17 protein-coding genes and 1 tRNA gene are annotated in these 17,140 nt (G+C 53.5%); 11 read left to right on the plus strand and 7 right to left on the minus strand.

What is annotated here, in order from left to right:
- Positions 1-2: 2 nt before the first annotated feature.
- From IPQ00_10105 to IPQ00_10130, 6 genes are all read left to right on the plus strand, one after another.
- A complete protein-coding gene (locus tag IPQ00_10105) occupies positions 3-155 on the plus strand; it encodes a hypothetical protein (protein ID MBL0240910.1) in 153 nt (50 codons plus the stop codon).
- Between the two features lie 58 nt (positions 156-213).
- On the plus strand, positions 214-453 hold the full coding sequence (locus tag IPQ00_10110) for a 30S ribosomal protein S21 (GenBank protein MBL0240911.1): 240 nt from the start codon (positions 214-216) through the stop codon (positions 451-453).
- 81 nt (positions 454-534) lie between these two features.
- Complete coding sequence (gene surE / locus IPQ00_10115; protein ID MBL0240912.1) at positions 535-1,287, plus strand: 5'/3'-nucleotidase SurE; 753 nt, start codon at positions 535-537, stop codon at positions 1,285-1,287.
- 52 nt (positions 1,288-1,339) lie between these two features.
- Complete coding sequence (locus IPQ00_10120) at positions 1,340-1,981, plus strand: protein-L-isoaspartate(D-aspartate) O-methyltransferase (GenBank protein MBL0240913.1); 642 nt, start codon at positions 1,340-1,342, stop codon at positions 1,979-1,981.
- Positions 1,982-2,036: 55 nt separating this feature from the next.
- Positions 2,037-2,735 carry a DedA family protein gene (locus IPQ00_10125; protein ID MBL0240914.1) on the plus strand — a complete coding sequence of 233 codons (699 nt, stop codon included), beginning with the start codon at positions 2,037-2,039 and terminating at the stop codon, positions 2,733-2,735.
- 40 nt (positions 2,736-2,775) lie between these two features.
- Positions 2,776-2,852: transfer RNA gene (locus tag IPQ00_10130), tRNA-Pro, on the plus strand.
- A 131-nt stretch (positions 2,853-2,983) separates the two neighbouring features.
- Here IPQ00_10130 and IPQ00_10135 read toward each other — a convergent pair.
- The 3 genes from IPQ00_10135 to IPQ00_10145 all read right to left on the minus strand — a co-directional run bounded on the left by IPQ00_10135 (position 2,984) and on the right by IPQ00_10145 (position 4,693).
- A complete protein-coding gene (locus IPQ00_10135) occupies positions 2,984-3,616 on the minus strand; it encodes a hypothetical protein (GenBank protein MBL0240915.1) in 633 nt (210 codons plus the stop codon).
- A gap of 112 nt (positions 3,617-3,728) precedes the next feature.
- Positions 3,729-4,196 (minus strand): hypothetical protein, encoded by a 468-nt coding sequence (locus IPQ00_10140; protein MBL0240916.1) that lies wholly within the window; start codon positions 4,194-4,196, stop codon positions 3,729-3,731.
- Positions 4,196-4,693, minus strand: a complete 498-nt coding sequence (locus tag IPQ00_10145) for a hypothetical protein (GenBank protein ID MBL0240917.1) — start codon at positions 4,691-4,693, stop codon at positions 4,196-4,198. Before IPQ00_10145 ends, IPQ00_10140 begins: the two co-directional genes overlap by 1 nt.
- A gap of 181 nt (positions 4,694-4,874) precedes the next feature.
- On the opposite strand from IPQ00_10145, the gene IPQ00_10150 reads away from it, so the two are divergent.
- The 3 genes from IPQ00_10150 to IPQ00_10160 are packed head-to-tail and all read left to right on the plus strand — an operon-like array spanning position 4,875 to position 9,154.
- Positions 4,875-5,444, plus strand: coding sequence for a sigma-70 family RNA polymerase sigma factor (locus IPQ00_10150; GenBank protein MBL0240918.1), 570 nt, complete (start codon positions 4,875-4,877; stop codon positions 5,442-5,444).
- On the plus strand, positions 5,445-8,615 hold the full coding sequence (locus IPQ00_10155) for a serine/threonine protein kinase (protein ID MBL0240919.1): 3,171 nt from the start codon (positions 5,445-5,447) through the stop codon (positions 8,613-8,615).
- Positions 8,600-9,154, plus strand: a complete 555-nt coding sequence (locus IPQ00_10160; protein ID MBL0240920.1) for a GNAT family N-acetyltransferase — start codon at positions 8,600-8,602, stop codon at positions 9,152-9,154. Before IPQ00_10155 ends, IPQ00_10160 begins: the two co-directional genes overlap by 16 nt.
- A gap of 7 nt (positions 9,155-9,161) precedes the next feature.
- On the opposite strand, the gene IPQ00_10165 is transcribed toward IPQ00_10160, so the two are convergent.
- The 3 genes from IPQ00_10165 to queD are packed head-to-tail and all read right to left on the minus strand — an operon-like array spanning position 9,162 to position 12,762.
- Positions 9,162-9,602 carry a hypothetical protein gene (locus IPQ00_10165; protein MBL0240921.1) on the minus strand — a complete coding sequence of 147 codons (441 nt, stop codon included), beginning with the start codon at positions 9,600-9,602 and terminating at the stop codon, positions 9,162-9,164.
- 37 nt (positions 9,603-9,639) lie between these two features.
- Positions 9,640-12,348 carry a TonB-dependent receptor gene (locus tag IPQ00_10170; protein MBL0240922.1) on the minus strand — a complete coding sequence of 903 codons (2,709 nt, stop codon included), beginning with the start codon at positions 12,346-12,348 and terminating at the stop codon, positions 9,640-9,642.
- 30 nt (positions 12,349-12,378) lie between these two features.
- Positions 12,379-12,762, minus strand: coding sequence for a 6-carboxytetrahydropterin synthase QueD (queD, locus tag IPQ00_10175; GenBank protein ID MBL0240923.1), 384 nt, complete (start codon positions 12,760-12,762; stop codon positions 12,379-12,381).
- A gap of 512 nt (positions 12,763-13,274) precedes the next feature.
- On the opposite strand from queD, the gene IPQ00_10180 reads away from it, so the two are divergent.
- Together IPQ00_10180 and IPQ00_10185 are read left to right on the plus strand one after the other, a co-directional pair.
- Positions 13,275-13,805, plus strand: a complete 531-nt coding sequence (locus IPQ00_10180; protein MBL0240924.1) for a hypothetical protein — start codon at positions 13,275-13,277, stop codon at positions 13,803-13,805.
- Positions 13,792-14,484, plus strand: a complete 693-nt coding sequence (locus IPQ00_10185; protein MBL0240925.1) for a hypothetical protein — start codon at positions 13,792-13,794, stop codon at positions 14,482-14,484. The genes IPQ00_10180 and IPQ00_10185 overlap by 14 nt, the downstream gene beginning before the upstream one ends.
- Positions 14,485-14,554: 70 nt before the next feature.
- On the opposite strand, the gene IPQ00_10190 is transcribed toward IPQ00_10185, so the two are convergent.
- Positions 14,555-17,101 (minus strand): mechanosensitive ion channel, encoded by a 2,547-nt coding sequence (locus IPQ00_10190; protein ID MBL0240926.1) that lies wholly within the window; start codon positions 17,099-17,101, stop codon positions 14,555-14,557.
- Positions 17,102-17,140 lie beyond the last annotated feature (39 nt).

Below are 17,140 nucleotides of genomic sequence, written 5' to 3' on the forward strand. Positions count from 1 at the left end.
CGATGATGAAATTAACCGCATTGATAATCGCATGCGCCTTTGTCGGCGTCAACGCCAGGATCGTGATGAATCGTGACCGTTGCACCACGATCCCGCTAGCACAAAGTATCGCCACGGCATCGGCGTTTCGCCTTGCGTTTGTTGATGAAAAGTAGTTAAATAATGGTTTGCTCTTGGGAGCGTATCTTTAGCCGAAAGGGGGTGAGACGATAAATGGCTTTTATTACAGTAAATTCGAACGAATCGATCGAATCTGCACTTCGACGCTTTAAGCGGAAAGTGATCAGCGAAGAGATCATCAAAGATCTTAAGAAACACGCTCACTTCATCCCGCCGTCACAGAAGGCAAAACTGAAATCGGCAAATGCGCGTAAGCGTAACCGCCGTCGTTTCCGCCAACAACGGCCGATGAATAACACGTCAGCCCGCCCGGCAGCACCGCAAAACCGGTAGGCCGATCGGCGATGAAAAAATAAGAGGTGAAAAAGTGGAAAAGTAGTTTCGCTTTTTCGCCTCTTTTAGCTTTTACTCCAGATGAATAACGAACGAACCCGAATACTGATCACGAACGACGACGGCATACACTCCGAGGGGATCGCCGCACTCGAAGAAGCATTGCGCGAGATCGGCGATGTCTATGTGGTCGCCCCCGAATCGGAGATGAGCGGAGCAGCACATAGCCTGACGCTCGCACGCCCCTTACGAATACGCCAGATCGACGAACGTCATTGGACCGTCGATGGCACGCCGACCGATTGTGTAACTCTGGCTCTGAACCAGATATTGTCCGCGGCCGATGCCCCGCACATCTGCTGTTCGGGGATCAATCACGGTGCCAATCTGGGCGATGATGCCACATACTCCGGGACGGTCGCCGGAGCGCTCGAGGCAACGATCCTTGGTGTTCCGGCCCTTGCATTCAGCCTGACATCGACGCGCACCCACGACTTTACCGAGTCGGTGCGGGTCGCCCGCGAGGTTACGGCGAAGGCGGTCGCTGAGGGCATTCCGCAGGGTACACTGCTAAACGTAAATATTCCGAAGGGCGTCCCTGCAGGTTTGCGTGTAACGATGCAAGGTTTTAAGACTGCACGTCCAGTGATCAGCGAACATATTGATCCAAGGGGCAAGCCATACTATTGGATCGGTGAGGTTCGCGAGGGATTTCGTGCCGAGGGCGGCACCGATTTTGAGGCGATCGACGAGGGATACGTTTCGATCACGCCGATGCGGAGCGACCTGACCAATCATCTCGTGCTCGAACAACTGAAATGCTGGAACACGTAAGACAACGATGAGCTTTCCAACCGGAAAAAAAGGTAACGCCGATGGATACGAAATGGTCCGTACTGCGATGACCGAACGCCTGCGAGATCATTATCATATCGCCGACAAGGCTCTGCTCGAGGTAATGAATCGCCTGCCTAGGCACGCTTTTGTCCCCGAGGCCCTGAAGGCACAGGCATATAAGGATAATGCTCTGCCCATTGCGGGCGGACAGACGATCTCACAGCCGTTTATCGTCGCTCGAATGACCGAACTGCTCGAACTTAAAGGCACCGAAAAGATCCTGGAGATCGGCGCCGGCACGGGTTACCAGACTGCGATCCTGGCAAGCCTCGCCCGCAAGGTATTTGCCATCGAACGCCTCGCGAACCTGGCGACGGAGGCGGAACGACGTTTACGGGAACTCGGGTTCCGCAATGTCACGATCAAGGCCGCTGACGGCACTGCCGGCTGGGATCTTTATCATCCGTACGACGCAATGCTTGTCGCCGCCGGTGGCCCGGCGATACCGGACCCGCTAGTCCGGCAGTTGAAAGTCGGCGGACGACTGATAATACCTATCGGCGACAGCCAGCGTGCGCAAAACCTGATCCGCGTAACGCGCACCGCCACAGGATATACGCAGGAGAATTTCGGGCCGTGTGCATTTGTACCGCTGATCGGTGAGCACGGTTGGTCTGAGGTGGCAAAGTAGGCGGCGAACGCAATTTTGTAAAAGGCCAAGCACTAAAGACTTGGGCATAAGTAAGATGGAATCATTAACCGATTTTTTTCACCAAATAAAGGATTTTCTTAATCCTAAATTGCTGATCGACTGGTTGCTCGGCCTGCTTGGCGGGTACGTCTATTTCGGTCTCTTCTTCATTGTTTTTGCCGAAACCGGGTTGGCGGTCGGATTTTTCCTTCCGGGCGATTCGCTTTTGGTCGTGACGGGTTTGATGGCCCGCACGCTACCTGACAAGCTTAATATCGTACTGGTGCTGATCGCATTTTTCGCGGGTTCGGTGATCGGTGACAGCACCGGCTATTGGACCGGTCGATGGATGGGTAAGACGCTCTTTAACCGCGAAAGCTCCCTGATATTTAAGCCAAGCCGCGTAGCTAAGGCACACGCGTTTTTTGAAAAATACGGTGTCAAGACGGTCATCCTCGCGAGGTTCGTGCCCATCGTGCGAACCTTTGCTCCGCTCGTCGTCGGTGCCGCCGAAATGCCGTATGCCAAGTTTCTGCTCTTTAGCGTGATCGGCGGGATCTTGTGGATATTCAGTATGGTTTTGGCCGGCTATTACCTCGGCACGGCGATAGAGGGTGCGTTTAATATCAAACTCGAAGATCATATCGAAAAGGTTGTCATCCTGGTCGTTTTGCTCTCGCTGCTACCGCCGATGATCGAGGTGCTCCGGCACAAATTCGGCAGCAAACCCAAACAAGATGACGAAGGAGTTTGACACTTTGTCGGTCGTGACATAGACTCGTAGATTGACTTATCGGGGCGTAGCGCAGTCTGGTAGCGCGCACGGTTCGGGACCGTGAGGTCGGAGGTTCGAATCCTCTCGCCCCGACCATTTCCTAAATAGAAAAGCAGCTGACTTACGGGTCATCTGCTTTTTTGTTTTTGAGACGAACAATAACGAACTGCAAAAGGCTCACGATGCGATATCGTGAGCCTTTTGCGATGAAATCGATCGGTGGCGGACTAGACGCCTTCCGGATATTCAAACGGCATAAACTTTGAACCGTTCCATTTGAAGATTTTCGCGACCACGCCGCCGTCATTGCCCGCTTTACCGCCCGCAATGTAGTTGATCAGACCTTCAGGGGCGAAAAAACCGACGGTCAGTGGTATCTCGCTGTCGTCCTCGATCGGATTTTCCCACGCCGGTGCGTTCTTGAGAATCTCGATGATCTCGTCGTTATTGATCTCAGGAGCGATCTTTTCCGACACGTTGGTCCACGTTCCGGCCTTGTAATCCAGGAATAGCGGTTGGCCCATACATTCGCCCTCCGCACAGCGATTGATGACCATCGCAACAATGGTATTTTTCGCATTCCCCTTAAAAACTACGACTTCGCCCCAGACCTCGGCATCGCCCCACATTTCGCGTTCAGCATTCGGCAACACTTTCAGATCAAGCACGAAACGCACCTGTTCCGGGTTGCTGGCATCACGGTCGATCATTTGGGTCCGCTGGGCCTTGGTAAGATTGATATACTCGCTCGGAATCGCGAGAAAGTAGTCTTTGGCAGTCATTTTGCTCTGTGCCGCTGCTACAAATGCAAACGTCAAAAGCATCACCGCTGCCAAAATGTATTTGTTATTGAGTTTCATAATTCAGTCTACATCGAGAAATATCTCGCTTGATTTCATTTAAGTTCGAGACGTGTCGCACCTCTTCCGGCTCACTTTTAAGAGAGCTAAAATTCGGTGACTATCGGGTCACTTATTCATTCACCACCGTAAATTTCGGCTTAACGGCACTAGTCTTTCTATATTTTCCGGCGGTGGAGATCATGTCGTTGATAAAGCCACATTCGCCGACCTGAGTTACGCTCAGAATACCCGGACTCGCAAATTTCACCGTTATAGTGCAGTCTTCGGATTCCATCCCGGACGGCGTAAAAGTCGCGGTATCGCCGTCGATCTGGGCAAATCCGGAAAGTGTACCGGTGTTGCCCCGCGGTTCGCCTTTAGGGCCAAGCAAGAGTGAAGCGTAAAATTCGACCTGCAAATTATAGCCGGGATTGTCGAGCCCACCGCGGCCTACGGAGTAAACCTTGATGATATTGGCACCGTCTGTCGTCTTAAATGTGCCATTGACCTCCTTGGCGCTGACGGGTCGGCTCTGTGCCGATGCGGCCACGGCCGCGAGTGTTATCAAAAGTGTTGTTAGTATGATCTTGCGTGTCATTATTGTTCCTCCGAATCGGCCGCAGGGTTCTCGATAGTCACCTTCACCGACGCTTTTATGGCTTTTTTGGTCGAATTGCGAACCTCGAAAACGTAATCGCCATTAGATATGAGTTCGGCTCGCAGATACCCGAAATCTTCGGTAGTTTCGGCCTTGCCCTTAATGAGATTGACGGACGTTTCTTTTGATGAGACCTCAACATCCATTGTCTGCCCGCTTTTTGCCGACACGACAAATCTTTTGGCCGAATTGGGTGCAAGCGATAGATTCGCCGTGCCCCAGTTCGCGCCTTTTGCAAAGACTATTCGCTGTGGACCGGCATCCTGCACGGTGTTCGCGTTAGTGTTGACGTTGGCCGTACTTTCGGCCGATGACGGCGATGGTGATGCCGCTTGGACAGAGTTTGTATTATTGACGGTGCCGACGGCCGCGTCCGATCCGCTACTTGAGCAGGAAACGGCCATAGCTATTGTTAATAGAACGATCGATATTTTCATAAATCCTCCGCATTTTTGCCGGGTACAAACTATTAAGCGAGAAAATCGCCGGGTCGGTATCATTGGCTAAATAAAAACTTGTGTGACGTCTGCCCGCCTAAATGGGTTCGGACGTCCGTATGCGCTAAACTGTTGTTTGCCGCTCAACGCTCTCCTATTTTTTCAGCGAGCATAATTTACGATGACGTCACCGGATCAAGAACAGATCACGCAATATCTGCGCCGTTGGAGCGGCGGCAGCGACGGCGCGCTCGAGGAAATGCTGCCGCACGTTTACGCCGAACTGAGGATGATCGCTAGCCGCTATCGCCGACGCGAACGCGGCGGAACACTCCAGACGACTGAGATAATAAACGAAGCATATCTGCGGCTATCGTCGCAAAACGACGTCGAGTGGCAGGACCGCTCACACTTTTTCGGTGTGGCGGCACGGATCATGCGACATATGCTGGTCGACCGAGCCCGGGCGAAACTCTTTGGCAAACGAGGCGGCGGCAGCGAACATTTAAGCTTGGACGAGATAGCAGCATTCACACCAGAACCCGATGTTAGTGTGATCGACCTCAACGATGCTCTCGAACGCCTCGCTGATTTTGACGAGCGCAAGGCACGGATCGTTGAGCTTAGATATTTTGGCGGACTTTCGGCCGCTGAAACTGCGGCAGTGCTCGGTGTTTCCGAGATCACTATCAAACGCGAATGGCTAAAAGCTAAGGCTTGGCTCTATCGCGACCTCACGGGCGAAGATTAGATGGGCAACACGGCAAATAGATCGAGCAGTGATGCCGAGCGTAAGCGTTGGCAATTGATCGACCGTCTTTTTGACGAGGCGATCGACATCGTCCCGGCGGATCGAGCCGACTTTATAGCAAGGCGGTGCGCCGGGGACGAAGCGTTAATGCGTGAGATCACTTCACTTTTGGACGCTGCGATTCGGTCAGAAGGACTTTTTGAATCACCGCAATTTACCGAAGCCGAGCCGGCCGACGATCAGTTTAAGGGCAAGAGATTTGGTTTATACCGGCTCCTAAGCCTGATCGGACGGGGCGGGATGGGTTCGGTCTATCTCGCGGTTCGAGAAGAAGATTTCTCAAAAAAGGTCGCGGTCAAGGTGATCCCGCCGCTGTCCGACTCGCCGACAACTGCAGCTAACTTTCGCCGCGAACGGCAGATACTTGCCCGACTCGACCACCCGAACATCGCCCGCCTTCTCGACGGCGGAACATCGCCGAATGGCACTCCATTCCTCGTAATGGAATACATCGAGGGCAAGCCGATCGACCAATATTGTGATGATGCCGGCCTCACGACCATCGAAAAATTACATATCTTTGAAAAGGTATGCCACGCCGTGAGCTTTGCCCATCAGAATCTGGTCGTGCACCGCGACCTCAAGCCTCAAAATATACTTGTCCGCAGTGACGCTTCGCCGATCCTACTTGATTTTGGTATTGCCAAGCTACTCGAATCGGACGACGGCAATACGGTCAGCGGTTTTGCTCTCACGCCCGATTATGCCGCACCCGAGCAGATCCGCGGCGAGAATATTACTACCGCGACCGACGTATATTCATTGGGCGTTATCCTTTTTGAGATGGTCGTGGGCAAACGGCCATTCGCCCTTTCAGGCAAGAGCCTGCCGGAAATGAGTACAGCGATCGGCCGAGGGCGACCTATCGGGCGCGATGAGATCGAGGACGAAGACTTGCGGGCGATCATAACGCACTCGCTGGCCGCCTCCGCGTCCGAGCGCTATCAGACCGTCGATGAACTCGGCGCCGATATCGCACGCCTACTCCAAAATGAGCCGATCAAGGCAAAGCCGGCGTCGCCGGCCTATCGATTTCGCAAATACGCTCGGCGGCATCGTCTGGCGATCGCGGCGGCAGCGATCGCCGTATTGCTGATCGCGGGCTGGGCCGGGACCTTCGCCTGGCAATTCGCGAATGCACGTTTACAGGCCTCAGCGAACCGCCGGGCGGCATACGCGGCCGAAATGACTCTGGCTGCCAAGGAATTTGAGGGGGCGAACGTGACCCGTGCTGCGGAACTCGTCGATAAGTACGATCCCGAAAAAAACCCCGCCGGCGATGACCTTCGCGGATTCGAGTGGTATCTATTGCACAAAATGATCGAACCAAAGGGCCGCATACGCAGCTTGCCGCACCCCGACGAGGTCTGGTCCACATCGTTTTCCGCAGACGGTAAACTGCTCGGTACCGCGTGTGACGATGGCATCGTTAGGATCTACGGAGTTGCGGACGGACAACTTGTGTCGCAGACCGCACCCGACAGCAGTGCCTGGATAATGCGCTTTTTACCGGACGGAAAGCGGTTTGCGGTCGCCTCCGGCACATCACGTTCGCCGTCGGTCAAGATCTATGATTCGGCAACGGGTGCATTCAGCAACGAACTGAAAGGCCACACGGCACGCGTTCGGGCCCTTGCGATCTCGCCGGACGGTAAACTGGCGGCGACTGGCTCGGCCGACGGAACACTAAGATTCTGGGACTTGGGCAGCGGCAAACAGATCCGTATCTTTAATTATGAAAGGGATGGTCGACCAATAGAGGTCAACACGGCCGAGTTTTCGCTCGACGGACGATTCCTGGCGTTTGCAGTTGCCGGAACAGTTTCGACTATTAATACTAGCGACTGGACGCGGAAGGAGTCAGATCCTGACGATCTGGCGGAACACGAAATCGAAACTTTCGCGTGGTCGCTCGCGTATTCTCCGCTCGGAAAAACGATCGCCGCCGGGATGTTTTCGGGTGAGGTCGGGCTATTTGATGCTGCGACATTGAAGCTGATCAAGGTACTTCGGCCTCATCGCGCAAATGTAAAGGGCATCGCGTTTACGCCGGACGGCAGCACACTGATCACCTCTAGTTGGGACAGAACGCTAATGTTGATCCGGCCGGAAAGCGGCGAGGTCCTCGCTGATCTTAAACCGCATCTGGGGGCTATACACGATGTCCAAATATCACCTGACGGCCGCACGATCGCGACGGCCGGAGCTGATCTGCGGGTAAATATCTCGAGTGTCGCCGACATCAATGACGGCCGTATTCCGTCAAGCGAGACGGCCTTTGCCACAGTCAGCGATGATCTGCAGATCATAAGTCATAACTCTCTCGAAAGCCGATTTGGGGCGTGGAACACTACCGACGGAACTCCTCAATGGTCATTAAAGAGTCGGTCGGCTTCGAGTACTGCGATATCGTCGGCCATCGGCGGTATCTTTCTGCAGGGTGACTCGATAGGACGAATTGCCGTTCGAAGCTCGTCGAACGGGAGTTTGGTCAATGACTTCAAGATCTTTGAACGCCCGGTGACCGCGGTCCAACTATCGCCTGACCACGAGCGAGCCGTCGCAACCGATACTCGGGGCGGCGTCACCGTCTTTGATCCGTCGGACGGCCGTACCATTTTCGAATTAAATAGCCATACATCGATCGCAAAGGTCGCCATTTTTTCGCCGGACGCGAAAATGCTTGTCACGGGCGGCAACGACAAGGCAGTTAAGGTTTGGGATATGTCGACCGGTGAATTGATCAACGATCTTCGCGGCCATACCGAAGCGGTGACGGCAGCGGCATTTTCGGCGGACGGCAAACTGCTTGCGACAGGCTCAGCCGATGATACGATAAAGATTTGGCGTTGCTCCGACTGGAAACTCGAGCGCGAGCTCGGCGGCTTTAGTAACGGAGTCGCGTCGATCGTATTTACGCCGGACGGCACCCGGCTCGCAGCGGCCACCGATGTCGGCCTGATTCGATTTTGGGATCCGTTGGACGGTTTGCAGGTATTTGCTCTGTCGGCGTCTGAGAAAGGCGTAAACAAGATCGCTTTCTCCGACGGCGGTAAAATACTCGTCAGCATCGATGCTGGTGCCAAGATCAGATTATGGCGTACGGTTTAGCTGACGCCGCTAACACAAATATGGATATTTCGATCAGAAACGCCGGTATCGACGACGCCGTACTGGTCGCGGTGCTCGCATCTACCACATTTTACGAATCGTATTCGCGGCAGGACGAATCCGACAATCTTGCACAATATATCAGCGAATCCTTTGCGGTTGCGGCAATCGTTGACGAGATCCAGGATCCGACATCAACTTTCTTGATCGCATACGTCGATGGCAAGGCGGTCGGGTATGCTCGACTCATCGACTATTCGACAACCGACGGAGTAAGCAGTGATCGTGTTATCGAATTAAGGCGAATCTATATTCTCGAACGTCTGTGGGGTACCGGTATCGGTGAGCAATTGCTGACACAATGCGTCAAAACCGCGTCGGAGCGAGGGTTTGACACAATATGGCTCGGCGTTTGGGAAGAAAACCTGCGGGCTCGGCGGTTCTATGACAAGTTCGGTTTCAAACAGGTCGGCACTCTCACGTTTCCATATGGCGACGTGGTCGGCATCAATCTTGTGCTCCAAAAAAACCTAACCTAAATGTATATCACCGTTGGGCGGCCAGTTCAGCACCCCATTCGCTGATAGGTTGTGGGGTCGCGGTGGCGGCTTCATTATAAAACTTTGCCTTTGTCGTTAGGCGATAGATGCCGACGTGGATGGTCTTTGTCGCCATATCGACCGCGATCGCTGATTCGCTCATCGTGCACGAGTGAGCCTCGCATCCGGTCGTAAACAAAAAGCCGCTGACATTCTTAAACGGCATTTCGACCGCAAATGATGCCATAAATGCTGTATATCGAGCGCCCAGCAGTTTTCTTAGGCGGGTTTTTACTGCCGGCAGTTTCAGAAATGCTCCCGGATATTTGTCCACGTATTTCCCGAGGTTCGCCGGCAATGCCGGACTATTCGATTGGGCGTTCGAGATGCTCGAAGCGGCCATCGTGATGGAAACTAATAACAAAAACAACACTACATTTCGTTTCATTTCCTTAAGTTCCTTGCCGACGCACGCCGGCACACGGCTAAAATCGATAACGCAACTGTGCCGTAAAGCTGCGTCCGGCACCGTCGACACCCCAGCTTGGGTTACGGTACTGTTGGTCAAACATATTCTCAAACGCCCAGAATATCGTCACCTTTTCGGCCGCGTTGATGCCTCCGCGAATGTTCGCAAGGCCGTAGCCCGGCAGCGATGTAAACATCGGAGCGGCTACGAATCCCGGGCCGAGAACCCGCGTTAGAACCTGTGTAATATTCTCGCCGGTCGGTAGCAGCGTGTATGTATTAACATTGCCGTTGCAGGTTCCGGCGGCGTTCGAGGTCAGACCCTGAACGCAGGCTCCGCGGCGGAAGTAATTTTCGATCTGCGAACGCGATCGAGGCGACCCCGTGCGGCGATCAGAAAGGTCGAGGCTTGACAGTCGGTCCTGCTTGGCGGCGATCGTTGAGTAAAATTCCACCCAGAATTTCGAACGATTATATTTAAGGCTCAAGAATGCGTTGGGCGGCGGTGTTCCGCCCTCGATATTAGGCGGCACTCCGTTCGCTTTGTCGGCAGAGTGAATATAGGTGATGTTGCCACGGGCGGACCAATTATCATTGATGCGGCCTTCGGCCTCGTACTCAAAACCGTAAAGGCGAGCGTCGGTATAGTTCGCCCGCACCAGCACGGGTGCGGTCGAGAGGCCGACGAAAACGACGCCGCTCGGCAACTGCGAAATGATCGGCTCACTGCCCAGAAACTGTCCGACTGATCCGGCGGGCAAGATCAGAGACTGTTTGGTGATCGCACTGTTGATGTCGAGTACAAACGCCGTAAACTCGGTGTCAAAACGGCGATTTTCGTATCTAACCGAAAAATCGAAATTTTGGCTCGTTTCCGAACGCTGTTTTGAGACCGGAATGCCGGTTGAGACCGCATCGCTGCCGGCGGTCGTGCCGATCGTCCCGGAGAGTCTTTGCGAAGCAAGATAATCGACCTCAAAACCGTCTCCCGTCAGCCCGAGCGTGCCCAGATCGGTCATACTCGGATAACGAAATCCGCGGCCGTAGTTGAACGCGAGGCGAAACTGCTGAGCCAACCGAGCCACCATTCCGACGCGGCCTGACCAATCAGCAACGCGAAGGCTGTCACTCGCCCAGAGGGCTCGTCCGCCGACGATTGGCGAATCCGAACCCTTTGCACTGTAATGCACTCCGCCGTAACGCAAGGCTCCCGTGATCCTCAATCGATCCGGTATCGCTTGCCAGGCGTTCTGTATAAACAACCCGGCCGAATTGAATCTCGCTTCATCCGGAACGCGGGGCCGCGAGATCGTCGTAACGTTTGTTACGGGGTTGACGATGAAAGCAGGTGAGTTGATCTGTTCACCGTAAAAATCGCCGCCGAAAAGAAACGTATTGCGTTTCGGCAACTGTTTGTCCAGGAAAAAGCTAAAGCCGGTCGTCGATGTGCGTTCGTACTGATGTGTGATGTCGGCAAAGGGATTGCCCTGGCCGCCCTGATTTACGCGCTCCTCGCGTTGGCTGTTGTACGAGACGGTAAATGATGCCGAATCAAACCATCCGAAACGCTGCTTGACGAAACGGGCGTAGCCGAAATCCAGCATCAGATTTCGAAGGTCGGCGATCAGATTGCCGTCGCCGCCCAGAAGCTGGTCGAAACGCTTGCCGCCATCCTGTTGTCCGCGTTGATAGTAAAAGATGAATTGGCTATCGGAACGCGGTGCATAATTGATACGTGTCGCTCCGCCGTATTGCGTAAAGCCCGTATCGGGACTGCGGTCATAGAGCACATTGGACGGCAGGCCTAGATAGCGTGTGATCGCTGAGTGTGTGTCGAGTCCCTTGGCCGTCCGCAAAGGGTTGGCGCGGCGGGCACTCAGACTGACATAGCCGCCGAGTTTGTTAGTGCCGTAGCTAAGAAACGCAGAGCTGCCAAAACCATTATTGGCTGATGTGAAGCTCGGGTTAAATTCGCCGTGAAACTCGGCCTTGTTATCGCCAAAGCGGGCAAATTTGGTAACCATATTGACAGTGCCGCCAAGCGAGTCGCTGCCGTACTGGGCTCCGTTCGGCCCACGCAGAACCTCGATCGCGGAGAGGTTTGCCCCGTCATTTAGGTTAAAGAACGTGTTAATGCCGCCGCGTTGGGCACCATTGGTATAGCGGACGCCGTCGATATAGTTGACGACATTCTTACCGGTCAGGCCGCGAACGACGATCGCCCCGATCGTAGGGCTTGTCATCTGGACATTGAGTCCCGCCTCCTCTTTACCGACCTGAGCCAAAACCGATGTGGACCGCTCGAGAATGCGCTCGGCCGAGATGATGTTGACCGCCTGAGGAATATTCTGCCTTTCCTGCCGGCCACCGATCTCGGCACTAACAACGAGGTGTGTCTCGCCGACCGATAAACGGAGTTCCAGGCCCGAGATCGCCGACGATGCTACCAGCAACGGCTTGATCAATCTGCCAAAGCCATTGGCATCGACCGTGATCTCATACCGCCCGGGCGCCAGATCCTTGAACGTAAATCCGCCCGACGAATCGGTGAGGTATATGTTCTTAGTCGAAGTCCGGATCTCGCGGAGCTCGACCCTTGCGCCCGTCACGACATCGCCGTTCTGATCGACGACGGTTCCGCGGACCGAACCCGCGGGAGCAGACTGAGCTAAAGCCGCGACGCTGAGTATAGCGGTAAGCAAAACAGCAGTAAAAATGTGCTTCATAAATCTTAAATCAATAGTCGAAATTATAGCCTAATCGAGCTGATACGTGGCAACACTAGTCGGTGTCTCGTAACAGCGGACCTTATAGACGCTGACGCGATCGTCGCCGACCCGACCGTTAACGTACTCCAGAAAGTAGCGTGCTAGATTTTCGGCAGACGGATTGAGTTCCTCATCAAAAGGCGGCAACTCGTTTAGGTTACGGTGATCGAGGTACTTCACGATCTCATCGGCAGCCTTTTTGAGGTCGCCGAAATCTATCAGCAGTCCGATATTATTGAGCTCGCGGCCGCGGGCAAATATCTCGATCTTGTAATTATGCCCGTGCAGATTCTCGCATTTCCCCTTGTATCCACGCAATTGATGTGCGGATGAGAAATTGCGTTCGATCATTACTTCAAAAAAAGCTGACATCCCGCCATTATATCCCAACGCCCGCGCGATCTCGAATTAGCTCGCCCGCATTGGCCTCATCGCTCATAATTCGAGCTTGTCCCACAAATACTTAAAGTGGGACAAAAGGTGGGACAAGTTAACTGTTGTGCCCATTGACACAACCGTATCTTGTCCCACTGTCCCAAGATTTTCAGAATTTTTGTGCCGTCTGTGTGTCGTCCTGAAAAAAGTTTACAGTTTTATGCTCTTAGTCCTGAAATGGGTTTATAGGTCGGTCTTGCGTTTTCAAATATCCAGCGTCTAATACAATTTTATCACACGTGTCAAGTATTAGTGAATGTTGCGTAGATGGGATATCGCCGAATGGTTCCCGCGTTTGCGGTCGAGGTGTTTATGAGAACCGGGAGCGTTAGCAAGTGGGCTCGTACCAATCGTTAAAGCTCACTTCCTGGATAACTATCAAACTAAAACACGTCCCCAAATCATTGACCGCATTCGCTATTCGCGAATTGCGAATGTAAAATATGGTTATGAACTTGAAGCCTCAGGACATAGTCATATTACTCAAGCTTTGCGGGTATGAAGAGTCAAGACCCGCTTACAGTATAATCGCGGCCGATCTGGGAATGAGTCCGTCGGAAGTCAATGGCGCATTAAAGCGCCTACAAGCGGCGGGATTGATCCACGGCCCTGAAATGGGCCAGACCCCGATTCTGGCTGCAACCGAAGAATTTTTGATCCACGGCGTCAAGTATGCGTTTCCCGCAAAACGCGGACATTTTACAAGGGGAATGCCAACGTCCTACGCCGCCGAACCGTTGAACAGTTTGATCGCTGCCGGCGATGACCCGATACCGGTCTGGCCCGACCCGACCGGCAAGAAACGCGGAATAAGCCTCGCTCCGCTTTATAGATCCGTGCCGGAAGCAGCCAAGCGTGATCCCCTGCTATATCAACGTCTGGCAATACTCGATGCGATCAGGAGCGGAGGCGCTCGACAGCGCAAATTGGCTGAAAAGGAACTAGTCAAGAATCTGAGAAAACGTGATGGCAAACTCTAATCTGGAAATGCTGCGGATCGCGGCTATGAGGCTAGGGGATCTTGTCGAGGAACTGGTGTTTGTCGGCGGTTGTACAACAGATCTCTTTATAACGGATGAGGGCTCGGCCGAAATTCGCCCGACAAAAGATGTCGACGCCATAGTCGAAGCCACAACCTACGCACAATACATCAAGTTCTCACGACGATTGGAAAAAGCCGGCTTTCGGCCTGATACAAGCAATAACGCCCCACTTTGCAGATGGGTTAATCAGGACACGACTCTTGACGTAATGCCGCTCGACGAAAATACTCTCGGCTTTACCAATATCTGGTACAAGGCGGCATTTGAAACGGCACAATCGATCAAGATCTCAGAAGCCTTGACGATAAAGGTGGTAACTCCCGTGTACTTTTGTGCCACCAAGATCGACGCCTTTAGAGGGCGTGGAAAAGGTGACTATCTTGGCAGTCCCGATCTTGAAGATCTGATCGCCGTCATCGACGGTCGTGAGGAATTGGTAAATGAAATTAGCTCGTCACCGATAGACGTCAAAAATTACATCACCGAACAAATCAGAACCTTGCTCAAGAAAAGAGGGTTTACTGATGCTCTTGCCGGACATCTACTCCCCGACGAAGCGGGTCAGGCGAGAATTCATATTCTGCTCGATCGCTTAAATAGGATCTCCAAACTATAGACGACCAATCGAACGGTATTGCCGATTCGGAAAGCCGCGGCCGTATCCGCTCGGCAAGGCCGGTCGCTGGTCAACCGTCCTTTTTGGGGGTGATGGCCGCGATGGTTTCGGCGTCTACGGTGCGAAGGTGTAGGTCACGTTGGGGAAAGGGTATCTCGATATTTGCCGCCGAGAGTGCGGAGTAAACGGATGATACAAGTGCGCTTCGGATCGGCACCCAATCATCTGAATTTTCGGTCCAGGCACGCAGTTCGAAGTTGAGGGCACTTTCGCCCATCCGCATAAATAGGGCACGAGGTGCCGGTTCTTCAAGAATGTCGGTATTATCGGTCGCCACCTTTTTCAAAATGCCCAGCACCAATTCCGGATCTGTGCCGTAGGCGACACCGACCTCGATGTCCAGACGGCGTTTATCATCGGACATCGTCCAATTTATCACTTCCTCGGATATCAGATGACTATTTGGCAGGATCACGTCCGACCCGTCGACCTTGCGCAGCACGCTTGCCCGCAGGCCGATCTGTTTCAGTGCCCCGACGTGTTGCCCGATCTGGACCGTGTCGCCAACCTTGACGGGACGCTCGAACAGCAGTATCAGGCCCGAAACAAAGTTGTTGATTATATTTTGGAGTCCCAAACCCACACCGATACCGATCGCACCGAGGACGATGGCAAACTGTGACAGTTCAAATCCAAGAGCGGCGATGGCAAACAGAAAACCGGCGATCAGGATCACGTAATGTAATGTCGTCGATATCGCGTACGAAACGCCCGACCCGAGATCGATTCGCGGGTAGACATCCTCCTTGAGAACAAACCGTATGAACCTCGAGACCAGAATTGCGACCCAAAATGAGGCGATCACCGTCAGGATATGCCCGACGGACAGATTGACCGAACCGATGGCGATCGATGCCGAAAGTACATCACCGATGAAGGTAAATACAACGTCTCGGATCGAAAAGACGTAAAGAGCTGATATTACCCAAACTATAACCGCCAGCCATTTAACGATCCGCAAGATTCCGAGGCGCACCGTCTGGCGATGATCGATGACCATATTCAATTGCGAGAGTGGGCGGACCCGCAATGCAAAGATAACCAGACCATTAATGATCCGATACGCGGTGAAGAGCACAAGAGCAAGATACGATGACCGAAGTACTCCGTTAGCCAGGATCGATGAAAGGTTTACAAATCCGAATAGATTGGCGAAAAAGGCGACCGCAAATATTGCCATCGCAAATGGCGCGACTCCGCGAACGATGGAATAAGACCGATGATTTCCCGCTTCGACGCGGGCGGCCAATCGCTTGGAGCGTCGTACCCACGCAAAAAACGCAAAGGACGCGAGCATTTCTGACATCGAAAAGATCCTCGCCAGGAGGTCAATGCCGGATACAAGATCGCGGATCCGATCAAAAAAATAAAAAGCGACGAGAGCGTATAAAAGCGGATAGAAAGTGCGCGGGATCAGCCTCGGCAGTAGGAAAAGTATCGGCACCAAAAGGGCCAAACCCATCAGCGTCGTCAGGAGTCTTGGAGCCTGCTCGTAAAGGAAACCGGAGAGAAAGATCGAAAAGAGCACGGCCGCGGCCGCCGGATGCTGGAAGATCGTGGTCGAACGCTCAAGGTTCGGCTCGTTTTCGACGATGGGCACGATCCTTTTGCCCGCCCAATAAAACCCTAAATATAGGAGCAGAATGGCCAATCCGTGCAGAACAAATCGTTCGACGTGCCCGGCCGCATATTGGCCAAGCGAGCTAAATCCCGAGTTGACAGTTCGACGCATTTCGGCAAACACGCCGTCTGACGTCGGTGTCCGGTCAACGATGGCCCAGACGGGCGGGCTGTCCCTGACAAACAGCCTTGACAGCTCAAAACGCCGGCGTTCCTTGATCGAAATTGTAATATTCTCGGTTCGGCTTTCCAGCTCGCTCAGCTTGGATTGGAGTGCCAGCAACTCAGCACGATCCCGCTCTGCGGCCGTTCGCACCCCGCGGATCGACACAATGGTATCTGCAATTCGGCGTTTGACCTCATCCGGAACCGGTGTCTCGGATAAGGTTGTTCTATTGGAGTCAGGCGTTCCCGATGCGATGGCCTGCGGGGTTAGGGCGACCTCGGTTTGCCGCCAAAGTTCGCCCAACTCGCCCAATTCTCCGATCCGCTGATCCAACTCGCCTAGCTGATCACGGAGTGTTTGATCCCACGTCTGCAATTTATCGTTGAACGTCTGCCAGAAGCCCTGGAGACGGTTCAATTCGTCCAGCGACGGACGTTGCTGCAGTGTTACTGCCGTTTCGGGCTCTTGGCTGTTTATCTGACGTTCAAGATCCGGGAATCCGGCAACGATCTCAAAATTATCAGGCCTATTATTTAGAAAGGTCGAGATATCACGCAGTCTGGCCGCAGTAGCGTCCGCCTGAGTTATGACATTGGATTGCGGAAACGGCGTTGGCGCCGGTGTCGGCGAAGGGCTCGCGGCCTTGTTCGAGTTTGTATTCTGCCCGATGACGGTGGTCGCAAATATCGCCGCCAACATCAGTCCGGCAAAGATCCGTTTGAGTATTGTGAGCTCCGATCCGGCTGATTTCGCCCAACTGTGTAATTGCATCGTTCCGTCTAATTATAGAAAATAATGCCTCATAAGCGA

The organism is Chloracidobacterium sp. (assembly GCA_016720705.1).
Lineage (GTDB): Bacteria > Acidobacteriota > Blastocatellia > Pyrinomonadales > Pyrinomonadaceae > OLB17.